This is a genomic window from Streptomyces sp. NPDC002643 (assembly GCF_053592555.1).
Map to the genome: position 1 here is coordinate 106,312 of NZ_JBSFVY010000012.1, position 12,227 is coordinate 118,538.

The window sequence follows — 12,227 nt, forward strand, 5'->3', positions numbered from 1 at the left end:
TTTCAGTCCGGCAACTCCTCCTTCAGCGCCTCGTGCAGCCGCTTCGCCAGTTCGCCCGCCCTCGGCCGTTCCCCGTCCTCGCCCCGCGACCGTTCCTCGTACAGCGGCCCCAGTTCGTTGATCAGCACCTGGGTGACCGCGCCGTACAGCGGGGTCCGGGGCCGGTGCACAGCGGTCTTCAGCGCGGACAGCAGGGTGCCCCGCCAGTGGCCGAGCCTGGCGGTCTCGGCGGGTGTACGACGGCCGGTGCCCTCCCCGGTCGGGGACGCCGAGGGGGTGTCGGCGTACGCGGGCGCGTGGGTGCAGCGGGCATCGTCCTCGTAGGCCGAGGCCCGCGTCGCGGCGAAGCCGGCGTTCAGCAGGCAGCGCTCGCTGTCGGGGTCGGTGAGGAAGCGGATCAGCTCGGCGGCCTTGGCCGCCCTGTCGTCGGACGTGGTCCGGGTCACCGCGAGGTTCTGGCCGCCGAGCACGGCTCTGCCGGGCAGCCGCGTCACACCGAGGTCGGCCCCGAACGTCTCGTCCAGGCCGGGGTAGGCGTACGGCCAGTGCCGCAGGAAGGTGGTGCGGCCCTGGGCGAAGTCGCTGAGCGAGGCGGCCTCGTCGGACTCGTAGGCGTCCTCCAGGGTGTACGCGGTCACCGTGCGTTCGCGCAGCTCGGTGATGCCCTCGGCCAGCTGTTCCTCGGTGGCCCGGTAGCGGCCGTCGTCGTCCGTGAGCGCGAAGTCCTCGACAGCGGAGGCGAAGGCCTCGATCGCGTTGACCGTACGGCCCTCGTAGGCGTCCAGCTGGGTGGTCCAGCCCTTCTCGTAGCGGGCGGGACGCTTGTCGTTCAGGGCCTCCACATCGTCGATCATTTCCCGTAGCCCGTCCCAGGTGCCGTCGTCGTCCAGGTCGGGGTCGGTGTCGGCCGCCCGGAGGTGGTCGCGCCGGTAGTACAGCAGTCCGACGTCGCTGTTGAACGGCACCGCGTACCGTTCGCCGTCCCAGAAGGACGACTTGTCCACCGGGTCGACGAAGTCGCCGAAGTCGTCCTCGGACTGCTCGGCCGCCTCGACCACGTCGTCCGGGAACGGTCGGATGAGCCGCGCCGCGGCGAACTCCGGCACCCAGGTGATGTCGAGGTTGACCACGTCGTAGGAGGCGCTGCCCGACTGGAGGGCGCCCAGCAGCTGGCTGCGCTGCTGGTCGGCCGAGCCGGGCAGTTCGACCAGGCGGGCCTTGTAGCCGTCCGAGTCCGACGACTTGTTCCACTCCTCGATGAGCTGCTGGCGGACGCCGCCCTTGCCGGTGACGTCCCGGCCGCTGGCGACGACGATGGTGTGGTCCGAAGAGGGGGACTCGGAGTCGTCGGTCTCGCCGTCGCCGTCGCCACCACCGGTGCAGGCGGCGAGGACGAGCACCACGGAACAGGACAGCACCCGCACTCGCGCCAGTGCCCGAACCCTCGCCGGGCCGTGCGCCCGGGCCCGGCCCCGCGCCCGCGTCCCCACCCCTACCCCCACCCGCGCCCGCAGTCGTCCTCCCATCACTCCTCCCCTGTCCCGGTGCGCGCCACCTCGTCGTGCAGGGCGGCGCCCAGCTTGTCGTCCGGGGGCAGGCAGCGCCCGGCGCTCGCCGCGGCGATCCTGGCGTCGGCGCGGTCCGGCGCACAGCCGCCGTCGGCCAGGGACACCATGACGATCGGGACGCGCGAGGTGCGGGCGGCCTCGACGACCTCGTCCAGATCGCGGCCGGTGAGCCGGGTGTTGTCCTCGCCGTCGCTGACATGGACGATCAGCTGCGGCCGTCCCTGGTCGTCCGCGCCCCGCATGAAGTCGAGGGCGGCCAGCAGTGCGGCGTGCGGATCGGCCTCGGCGTTCCGTACGCCCGCGCCGCGCTCGGTGTCCAGCGCCCTGTCGGCCTCGGTCCGCCGGTGCCGTCCGAAGGGCAGCAGGTCGGTGTGGTCGCGGCCGGATGTGCCGTACACCGCCCACACGCCGTACTCGTCCTCCTCGCCGAGCCCGCCCAGCGACTGCTTGATCAGGGCGGGGGCGCCGCTGCCCCCGTCCCACAGGCCGTCCATGGACTTGGAGCTGTCGAGGAGGAACAGCACCTGGCCCGGGCCGTGGGCGCCGCCGTACCGCTTCAGCGCCGAGTTCATCTGCTCCGGGTCGGCGGACGTGTGGAGGCTGTCGAGTGTCTCGGGCCAGTTGTCGGGTGCCCCCTTGCCGAGCGGGCGGTGGTCCTCGTCCGGGGAGCGGAATCCGTGCTCGCCGAGTACGGCGCGCCCGCCCTCGCCGGTCAGCCAGACGCGGAACCGGTCCACCGCGTCGGCGCGGTCGTCGTCGTCCCCGCCGTCGTCCCGGTCGTCGTCCTCGCTCCAGGTCACGGGGATGAACGTGGGCTCAAGGCCCGGTACGTCGTCGGGGTACAGGGGGGTCCGTGCGGCCCGTCTCGTCCTGTCGCAGCCGACGCCGCTCTTGAGCAGGAACTCCGGGACGAGCACCGCGGTGCTGTCGTCCACAGGGCCGTCGTCGGGCAGTGTGCACAGCAGGTCGGCGGCCGTGGGCGAGGGCGGTCCGGTCTGCGTGATGCCGCGCTCAACGGTGCGGACGTCGGCCCCGTCGGCGTACAGGCCCATCGTGGCCAGCAGGGCGCTGTCGGTGAACTCCGGGTCGGTACGGCGTACTTCGGGTCTGCGGCCGCCGGGCTCGACGGGGTCACCGGACTCGTACACGGTGATCATCTCGCGCAGTGACCGCCGCCCGGCGAGCGCGTCCGTCGCCTCGTCGCCGTCCGGGACGGCGAGTACGACCGGCGAGTAGGCGAACGGCTCGGTGTCCGGGCCGAGATGGGCGACCTCGCCGTCCTGCCCCTGGGTGACCCGGTCGTGGTCGGCGCGGGTGGCGGGAATCCACACGTCCGGTTGGGGGCCGACGTCGCGCTGCGGATTCTCGTCGGCGCGTCGCGGATCGTCGTCGGAGGTCTGGGCGTTCTGCGGGTCGTCGGCGTCGGAGGTCTGGGCGGTCTGGGGACCGTCGGCGGCGGCGCTCTGGTCATCGTCCTCGTCGGGCGGCCGCTGCCAGGCGTCGGTCTGCACCCGCAGGGCGCGGACGGCGTCGGCGGCACCGGCGCTGTAGACGCCGATGCCGGTGCGGCGGCAGCCGTCGTCGGTGGTGTTGGCCGGCGAGGTGAAGTACTCGCCCGCGGCGGCGGTGAGCACCCGCTCCAGGTCGGGGTCGGTCAGGACGCGCAGATGCAGGGGCGGGGCGCAGGTGGGGGAGGAGCCGGGCCAGAGGGTGATGCCGACGACCAGGGACACGAGCACGGCGACGCCGAGCAGGACGCCGAGGGCGGCCCGGACCCGGCGCCGTAACCAGGCGGTGACGGCCCGGGCGGGTGCGAGCACGGCGCCGCGAACGGCCCGCCGCAGCGTGGCCCGCCACGCACGCGGCGCCGGGTGCGGGCCGCCGGGGGGCAGGCGTTTCCCGGCGGGCCGGGGCTCGCCGGGCGGCGGAGGCGGGGCGCCCACGGCCCGCAGCAGCACGTCCTCGCCCGGCTCCCATGACGCCTGCGGCGCCTGCGGGTCTCCTTCGACGGTGGGCGTCCTCGCCTGCCGCAGGCGTTCCCGCAGCGCGGGATACAGCTCCGAGAGCGACAACTCCCCGCGTCCGTCGAGGAGTTGGATCAGTTCACGGGTGAAGGGCGTGGCTCTGCCGCCGTCGCGGGCGTCGATGCGCCGGTTGGGCTGCGCGCTCATCAGCAGCAGGATCTTGCGCTTCTTGTGCGGGTCCCGCATCTTCTGCCAGGCCTCGGCCGCGTTGCCCGCGTAGCAGCAGTCGAGGATCACCACGACCCGGTCGGCGCCGCTGCCCGCCAGCTCGGCGAGCACATGGGTGAACTGGGCGGCGCCCAGGAGCACATCGCGCCCGGCGGGCACCACGCGGGCGTTGCGCATCTGCAGGAACAGCTCGTCGCCCGGGGTGGTCACGATGCCGTGCCCGGCGAAGTAGAACAGCAGCAGCCCCTCGGCCTCCTGGGCGGCCCGGTGCAGAGCGTCCCAGAAGCCGTCGTACGCCGGCGACGGGCACACGGTGATCTGGCCCTCGTCGAACACGGCGCCGCGGTGCAGCACCTCGCTGAGTCCGGTGCGGTTGTGGTGGACCGCCGGCAGATGTCCGGGCACGCCGTCGGGGGGCCTGGTGTGGTCGTACTCGGACACGCCGACGAGCAGCGCCCGGTTCGCCTTCCCGCGCGGGTCGAAGCGGCTCACCGGTTATCCCTCGTCGGAGTCCCGCGGTGGTTCGCCGGACCGGCGTGATGGCTCGTCGGAGTCGCGCGGTGGTTCGATCCGGGGTGTGGGCGGCTCTCCCCGCTCCACCCGGCTGCGGTTGGTGCGCCAGGCGTCGGCCGCGCGCTTCGTCTGCTCCACCAACTGCGCCACGGCGGCGAATCCCTGGACGACATGGAGGACGATCTCCCAGTCGGGCCCCATCCGGCCCGGGGGCGTGTCCTCCCTGGCCCGCTCCTCGATGCGCAACGTACGGTCGCGCACCAGCTCGTCCAGCGGTTTCTCCCGCTCCAGCCAGGCTTTGAGCGCACTCACATCGCTTCTGCCGGCGTTCCCGTCCAGCCAGACCCGAATGACTAAATCGGCCACTGCGTCCCCCTTGGCATACGACCATCATGACACCGGGTCAGGTCGGAAGGGAGACCTCCGACAACAGCCGGGAAAGGGCTTGCACGACAGCCTCACGGTTCGGTCACCGGGTCTGCGACAGCCTCGCGGTCAGGCCGGGTACGCGTGGGTCTGCGTCGCTTTGACGGTCGCCCAGACCTCCGCGCCGGGGTGGAGGTCGAGTTCGGCGGCGGCGACGGTGGTGACGTCGGCGGCGAGGGGGAGTTCGCCGGTGAGGGCCGCGCGGATCTGGTCGCCGTGGATCTCCAGGCCGGCCACCTCGCAGCGCCAGAGGTTGCGGGCGCTGGAGCCGGTGGGCCGGTCCCGGTGCAGGGTGACCGCGCCGGGCGGGAAGGCGACGAAGACGGGGCCGGTGAGGTGTTCCGTGGTGGTGATCGTGGGGCCGCCGGAGCCCCGGGTGACGACATCGGTGACGTGGCCCGTGGAGTCGTCGGGGACGCGGACGGTGTGGCCGTCGGCCTCGCCCCGGTAGAGGTTGAGGCCGACCAGGTGGGCGATGTAGTCGGTGCGGGGGTGGCGGGCGATGTCGGAGGGGGTGCCCTCCTGTACGACCCGGCCCTCCTCGATGACGACGAGACGGTCGGCCAGCACCATCGCGTCCAGCGGATCGTGGGTGACGAGTACGGCGACGGCCTCGAAGCCGGCCAGATGGCGCCGGAGTTGGGCGCGTACGTCGAGGCGGGTACGGGCGTCCAGGGCGGCCAGCGGCTCGTCGAGCAGGAGCAGCCGGGGGTGGACGGCCAGGGCGCGGGCGAGCGCGACGCGTTGGGCCTGGCCGCCGGAGAGCCGCCGGGGTTTGGCCGACGCGTGCTCGGCGAGGCCCATCCGCTCCAGCCACTCGGCGGCCCGCGCCCGCGCCCGCGCCTTGCCCGCGCCGTGGCAGCGGGGGCCGAACGCCACGTTGTCGAGCGCCGAGAGATGGGGGAAGAGGAGGTAGTCCTGGAAGACGACCCCGACCGGGCGGGACTCCGGCGGCGTACGGTCCAACTCCGCGCCGTCCAGGCGCAGATGGCCCTCGGCCGACAGGGGGACGAGGCCCGCGAGCGCCCGGAGCGCCGTCGTCTTGCCGGCGCCGTTCGGCCCGAGGAGCGCGACCACGTCACCGGGGGCGGCGGCCAGCGTCACGTCGAGGCGGAAGGAGGGGCCGCGCTGGACGACCAGCCGGGCGTCGAGTCCTTCGCCGTTCACGACGGGTCGGTCGACGGTGGTCTTCTCGATGCCGGTCATGACGCGTCACCCGTCATCCCGCCACCCGTCATCCACCGGTCTCGCAGCCCCGCCAGCACCGCGATCGACACCGCCAGCAGGACCAGGCTGAGGGCGATGGCGGTCTCCGGGTCGTTCTGGAGGGCGAGGTAGACGGCCAGCGGCATGGTCTGGGTACGGCCGGGGAAGTTGCCGGCGAACGTGATGGTCGCGCCGAACTCGCCCAGCGCCCGCGCCCACGCGAGGACCGCGCCCGCCGCGATCCCGGGCGCGATCAGCGGCAGCGTCACCCTGCGGAACGCCGTGAAACGGGACGCCCCCAGCGTCGTAGCGGCCTCCTCGTACCGGGGATCGGCGGCCCGCAGCGTACCCTCCACGCTGATCACCAGGAACGGCATCGCCACGAACGCCTCCGCCACCACCACCCCGGCCGTGGTGAACGGCAGCGTCACCCCGAACCAGTCGTCCAGCCACCGCCCCACGACCCCGTTGCGGCCGAGCGCCATCAGCAGCGCCACACCGCCCACCACCGGCGGCAGTACGAGGGGGAGCGTGACCAGGGCCCGTACGAGACCCCGCCCCCGGAACTCGACCCGCGCCAGCAGCCACGCCAACGGCACCCCGATGACGAGGCTCACCGCGGTCGCCGCCGTCGCGCACACCAGCGACAACCGCAGTGCCTGCCACACCTCGGTGCTGGTGAGCAGGTCCGGCATGCTCCGCCACGGGGCCCGGATCAGCAAAGCCACCAGGGGCAGGACGAGGAACGCCAGTCCGATGAGCGCGGGGATGAGCAACGCCAGCGGGGCGCCGCCCTTGCGGCCGCCCCCACCGCCCCTGCCCGGCCGAGGCGGGGGCGCGGCGGAAGGTGAGGCCGAAGGCGTCGCTGTCACGGCTTGAGGAACCCTGCCTCGGTGAGGACCCGCTGCCCCTCGGCGGACCGCACCAGCGCGATGAACGCCTTGGCGGCGTCGGTGTTCCGCGATTCCTTCAGCAGGGCGATCGGGTAGTCGTTGACGGCGTCGGCCGACTCGGGGAACTCCACGCCCTCCACCTTGTCACCCGCCGCCTTCACATCGGTCTTGTAGACGACGGCCGCGTCGGCCTCCTTCAGCACGACCTTGTTGAGCGCCGACTTCACGTCCTCCTCGTACGAGACGGGGGTGAGCTTGAGCCCGCTCGCGTCGAGGGCCTTCTTGGCGGCGGCACCGCACGGCACGGCCTCGTCGCAGAGCACGACCTTCAGGCCGGAGTCCGTGAGGTCCTTGAGGGAGGAGACGCCGTCGGGGTTGCCGGGGAGGGTGGCGATCTCCAGCTGGTTGCGTACGAAAGTCTGCGGGGTGCCGGAGGCGTCGCCGGCGTCCGTGACGACCGCCATCGTCTTGGGGCTCGCGGAGGCGAACACATCCGCCGGGGCGCCCCCGGTGATGCTCGCCGCGAGCGCGTCACTCCCGCCGAAGCTGAATGTCACCGTCGTACCGGGGTGCTCCTCCTCGAAGCGCTTCCCCAGCGCCGTGAAGCTCTCCTGGAGCGAGGCGGCGGCGAACACGGTCACCTCGCCGGAGATCTTCTCCGAACCGGAGGCCGAGGAGTCCGACCCCGTCGACGAGGAGTCCGAGCCGGAGGAACCGCAGGCGCCGAGGGCCAGCAGACCGGCGGTACCGACCCCGGCGACCCGCAGGGCCCGGCTGATCCGGCCGATCTGGCTGATCCGGCGGGTCCGAGGACGCACGGCATGGGTCATCACGGTCTCACTCCTTATGTACTGTCGGCCTGCCCGTCGGCGTCGATGATAATGCCGCAGTTGCCAGAGAGATGTCTCTTACAGCTTCGCATAAGCGGCATTGAATTGAGGGGTAGCCTCGTATATGCGCTGTGGTGCGACGAGCCGCTCACACCCGGTCGATGTGCACGTTCGTCGACTTCACCCGGGCCGTGGCCTCCATGCCGATCTCCAGGCCCAGTTCCTCCACGGCCTCGCGGGTCAGCAGGGACACCAGGCGGTGCGGGCCCGCCTGGATCTCGACCTGTGCGGCGACATCGCCGAGCTTGATCGCGGTGACGATGCCGGGGAAGGCGTTGCGGGCGGAGGTGTAGGGGACGGTGTCGTCGTCACCGCCGCCGCTTCGGGCGAGTTCGACGGAGAACGCCGCGAGGTCCTTGCCGTCGATGAGGCGGCGTCCGCCCTCGTCGCGGTGGGTGGCCACCCGTCCCGCGTCCGCCCAGCGCCGTGCCGTGTCGGGGCTGACGCCGAGCAGCCGCGCCGCCTGACCGATCGTGTATGCCTGCATGCGCGCCAAGATAGGCCCCGCGACCTCCCTCCCCCGTCCACGTCCCCCGCTGTCATCCCTTCGTCCGTGCCGCGACCAGGGCGATGTCGTCCTCCGGGGCGGCGGGGGCCAGCTCGGACAGGAGGTGGTCGAGGAGCTGGTCGGGGGTGGTGCGGGGGCCGGTCGCGGGGACGTGGGCGAGGCGGTCGAGGGAGGTGTCGATGTCCTCGTGGCGGCGCTCGATCAGGCCGTCGGTGTAGAGGAGGAGGGTGGCGCCCGGTTCGTAGGGGCAGACGACGGTCTCGTAGTGGCTGCGCCCGACGCCGAGGGGCGGCCCCGGCGGCACGGGTACGGCTTCGGCCCGGCCGCCGGGCCCGAACAGCATCGGGGGCAGATGTCCGGCGCTGGCCAGCGCGCACGAGCCCCGCCCCGGGTCGGCGATCGCTATGACGCAGGTGGCGGGCCGTTCCTCACCGGCGGTGTCCAGCAGGACGTCGAGTTCGCGCAGGATGCGGCCGGGGACGGGGTCACCGGTGGCGGCGACCCGGAGCATCGCCTGGTAGCGGCTCATGGCGACCGCCGCGTCCAGGCCGTGGCCCATCACGTCCCCGACCGCGAGCAGCGTCCGCCCACCGCCGAGCGCGACGGTCTCGTACCAGTCCCCGCCGACCAGCGCCCCCTGCCCGGCCGGCCGGTACCGGTACGCCACCTCGACACCGCCGCACGGGGTGCCCGGGTCGGAGAGCAGGGCGCGCTGGAGGTGGACGACGGTGTTGTGCTCGGCGGTGTAACGGCGGGCGTTGTCCAGGCTGATCGCCGCCCGCGCGGCCAGATCCTGCGCCATCACGGCGTCCGGCTCGCCGAACTCGGGGGAGTCACCGGCGCGGATCATGTTCACGGTGCCGACGTCGTGGCCGCGCGCGGTGAGCGGCACGATCATCATCGAGTGGGCCTTGGCCTCGCGCAGTACGGCGGCCCGGTGGGCGATGAGGGCCGCCCGGTCCATCGCGTCGTCGTCGGTGTCCGGGCCCGTGACGGGGACCTCGTCGCTGAGCCCCTCCTCGCCGGGAAGCGGCACGATCACCGGCTCGCCGGTCGCCAGACAGGCGGCGACGGAGGACTCCGGCCGGTAGTCCACGTACGAGCCGAGCCGGCTCAGCGGCTGCAGCAGGGCCTCCACCTCCGGGGCGAAGGCCTCGGCGGCCCTCCGCAGCCGTACGGAACCGTCCCGGGCCAGCCGTACGGTGCCGGGCTCGGGCAGGACGTCCACGCCGACGCCGTCGGCGAGGTGCTCGGAGAGGAAGCCGGCCAGTTCCTGGCAGGTGGTGTCCGTGTCGAGGGTGGTGCCGATGAGGGTGGCGGCGTCGTCGAGGAGGGCGAGGCGTTCTCGTACGCGCTCCAGTTCGAGCTGCTGCTGGCGGTCGGCGGAGATCTCCAGGACGACGCCGACCAGGCCGAGGACCGTGCCGCCGTGTTCGAGACGGTGGTACGCGCCGTGCCAGAAGCGGCGTTCGAGCGGGGAGTCGACGCGGGTGTGGCCGCTGGACACGGTCTCCCTCGGTACGCCGTCGGCGAGGACGGCCCGCAGGACCTCGTAGCGGGCGTCGACGTCGGGGACGACCTCGGCGACGGTGCGGCCGAGGTGCTCCTCGGCGGGGAGGCCGTTCATCCGGGCCAGGGTCGGGTTGACGTAGAGGTAGCGCAGGCCGGTGTCCAGGACTCCCACCGCCGCGGGCGTCCCGTCCAGGATCTGCCGGAGCATCTCCCGCAACACCGGCGACGACATCTCCCAGAGCACCGCACCGTCTCCCGTCGCCCCCGACCACCGACGAAGCCGCCTCCCACACCACCCCGCCACAGCCACCCTCGGGGGGCCTTTTCTTTCAGCATCAGAACACGGCGGGGGGCTGGTCGCATGTGGAGGGGAGGGGCGGGCGTCGCGTGTGACGGGAGGGGAGGGAATGGAGGACCCCACACCTTCCACGTATGGCATCCGACGCGGCATACGACCGTACGCCGTGCGCCGGTGGAATCACGATGCCCGCGCGCGCCAGTAGGTCACCCAGTCATGAGCGAGCCGCCCCATGTGCTTCTTCCAGCTCTGTGGATCGTTGCGTGCGATCTCGTCCCAGCAACGGGCGTTCGCCTCGGAGAAAGCGGCTACGGACGCGTGCGGGGCCGCTGCCCATGAGGGGAACCGGGCACGGGCCCAACCATCTGCGGCCGACGCGGTGTGCCCGGCTTCCATGAGCCGCAGGATGAGGACGGCGGGGTCGATCCACGCCGCGCCACGGGTGGGCCATGCCCAGTCGATCAGATGGGCGCGGTCGCTCACGAGCATGTTGTGGGGGGCGAGGTCGGTGTGGAGCAGCGTCGTACCGGCGAACTGCTCGACGTCGGCGGCTCCCGCGTAGCCGCTCCATCGGTCCTCGGCGCGCTTGAGCTCGATGCCGGGGCACGGGGTGTTCTGAAGCTCGACCAGGGCGTGTGCGACGAGCGGAAGATCAGGGGAACCGGGCCTGTAGTCGGCGTGGCGGCCAACGAGGCGTTCGTACCCGATCAGGTCCCAACCGGCCGCCTGTACATGCCAGAGCAACCGAGGGCACGAGGACGGCAGATGTGGGTTGATCGCGGCCTCGCGCCGCTGCGTACGTGCCTGGGGGTGATGGATCGGTACGCCTTTGACGAAGAGCACCGAATCGGCGGTCTGGACGGTGGCGGCGATTCCGGAGTTCGCGCCGGCCGCCGCTGTTTCGGCTCGCAGGACACGACCGATGCGTTCCTCGACGGCGTGGCGGGCGCCGGGGGGCAGATCGGCCCAGTGGATGCGGTCTACGGGCATGAGGGTTCCTGAGGATGGACGGACGAGCCGCCCCGACCCTATGACGGGTAGGGGCGGCTCGGTGGTGCCTGTCAGGTCTAGTACGGCTGGTCGTCGTCTGCCTGGCAGGAGCAGCCGAGGCTCTCGGAGAAGGTGCCGATCTCCGGCGTGACACGGATCTCGTCGTCGGCGATCGGGCGGGACGTGATTGCGACCGGGAGCGGTGCCGGGGCGGTCGGCCGGGGAGTGATCGGGACGAGAACGGGCCTCGCCCGAACTGTGTGGCTTGGCGGAGCGGTCGGATGCGATGGGGTAGAGCGGGTACCCGGATGCGGCCCCGCTCAATTCAGTTCAGTTCGGCTCACTGTGCTGCTGATGTTGTTCCTCCGGCTCCCCCACCCCGTAGAGCCTCGCCGAGGTGTTCACGTGGGCGAGGCGGCGTAGGGCGTTGAAGACCGCCTCGCCCAGGACGGTGCCGACGACGACGCCCTCGACCTTGTCCTCGACGGCCACTCGCCGGTCCAGATAGGTGAAGTCGGCGCGGGCGACCTGCTCGGCGGCGTCGGCGTAGTCGTCGAGGACGTCGGCGAATATTCCGTGGCCCAGCCGGGCCATGGCGGCGAGGGCCTTGGCGAGGTCGACGGCGGCGGGGTCCGACCGATCGGTCCGCCAGTCACGCCGGGCGATCAGGTCGTTCACGACGGTCCGCGCGGCCTCCTCCTCGGCGTCGTCGTACTCCGTGGCCGCACCGCCGATCCGGCACGCGGCGGCGCCGAGCACCTTGTGGAGCGAACGGTCCGGGTCGTCGACGGCCGCCAGTACGTCCGCGATCTCGGCCACCTTGAGGCCGCCGATGTCGAGCAGCGCGCGGATCAGGCGCAGTCGCCGCTCGTGCCGGTCGCCGTAGTCCGCCTGGTTCGGGCTGCTCAGCGCACCCGGCGGCAGCAGACCTTCACGGACGTAGTACTTGATCGTGGGCACCGGCACCCCGGTCCTCCGGCTCAACTCCCCGATACGCAATGCCGGTTCACTCCCCACTCTTGCCGCCGCCCCGACTTTCGTCGCTGCCGCTGCCGCTGCCGCTGCCGCTTCCGGCTCGGCCCTTGCCAGTCCGCTACCCATCATAGATAGTGGCGCTATCAGATAGCGGATAGTGCCGCTATCTACTTAGTTGGCTACTGGCGAGTGTGGGGGTAGACGTGGATACACATGCATGGCGGCGGTGGCATCGGCCGCTGGTGCTGTTCTCGGG

10 protein-coding genes are annotated in these 12,227 nt (G+C 72.4%); all 10 read right to left on the minus strand.

Features of this window, described 5'->3' with window-relative positions; translation table 11 throughout:
* Positions 1-2: 2 nt before the first annotated feature.
* The gene (locus ACWD4G_RS19810) at positions 3-1,526 is read right to left on the minus strand and encodes an extracellular solute-binding protein (RefSeq protein WP_451295060.1); all 1,524 of its coding nucleotides are present in this window, start codon (positions 1,524-1,526) and stop codon (positions 3-5) included.
* The gene (locus ACWD4G_RS19815; RefSeq protein ID WP_451295062.1) at positions 1,526-4,252 is read right to left on the minus strand and encodes a caspase family protein; all 2,727 of its coding nucleotides are present in this window, start codon (positions 4,250-4,252) and stop codon (positions 1,526-1,528) included. The genes ACWD4G_RS19810 and ACWD4G_RS19815 overlap by 1 nt, the downstream gene beginning before the upstream one ends.
* A gap of 3 nt (positions 4,253-4,255) precedes the next feature.
* Entirely contained in the window at positions 4,256-4,639 is a 384-nt protein-coding gene (locus tag ACWD4G_RS19820; RefSeq protein ID WP_451295064.1) for a hypothetical protein, read from the minus strand.
* A 129-nt stretch (positions 4,640-4,768) separates the two neighbouring features.
* The gene (locus tag ACWD4G_RS19825) at positions 4,769-5,905 is read right to left on the minus strand and encodes an ABC transporter ATP-binding protein (RefSeq protein ID WP_451295066.1); all 1,137 of its coding nucleotides are present in this window, start codon (positions 5,903-5,905) and stop codon (positions 4,769-4,771) included.
* Complete coding sequence (gene modB, locus ACWD4G_RS19830; RefSeq protein ID WP_451295068.1) at positions 5,902-6,777, minus strand: molybdate ABC transporter permease subunit; 876 nt, start codon at positions 6,775-6,777, stop codon at positions 5,902-5,904. Before modB ends, ACWD4G_RS19825 begins: the two co-directional genes overlap by 4 nt.
* Entirely contained in the window at positions 6,774-7,628 is an 855-nt protein-coding gene (modA, locus tag ACWD4G_RS19835) for a molybdate ABC transporter substrate-binding protein (RefSeq protein WP_451295070.1), read from the minus strand. Before modA ends, modB begins: the two co-directional genes overlap by 4 nt.
* Before the next feature lie 148 nt (positions 7,629-7,776).
* Positions 7,777-8,175: a TOBE domain-containing protein gene (locus ACWD4G_RS19840; protein ID WP_451295071.1), complete on the minus strand. Its 399-nt coding sequence runs from the start codon at positions 8,173-8,175 to the stop codon at positions 7,777-7,779.
* Positions 8,176-8,227: 52 nt separating this feature from the next.
* Positions 8,228-9,952, minus strand: coding sequence for a SpoIIE family protein phosphatase (locus ACWD4G_RS19845; RefSeq protein WP_451295073.1), 1,725 nt, complete (start codon positions 9,950-9,952; stop codon positions 8,228-8,230).
* 234 nt (positions 9,953-10,186) lie between these two features.
* On the minus strand, positions 10,187-10,996 hold the full coding sequence (locus ACWD4G_RS19850) for an aminoglycoside phosphotransferase (protein WP_451295075.1): 810 nt from the start codon (positions 10,994-10,996) through the stop codon (positions 10,187-10,189).
* 330 nt (positions 10,997-11,326) lie between these two features.
* The gene (locus tag ACWD4G_RS19855; protein ID WP_451295077.1) at positions 11,327-11,995 is read right to left on the minus strand and encodes a MerR family transcriptional regulator; all 669 of its coding nucleotides are present in this window, start codon (positions 11,993-11,995) and stop codon (positions 11,327-11,329) included.
* Positions 11,996-12,227 lie beyond the last annotated feature (232 nt).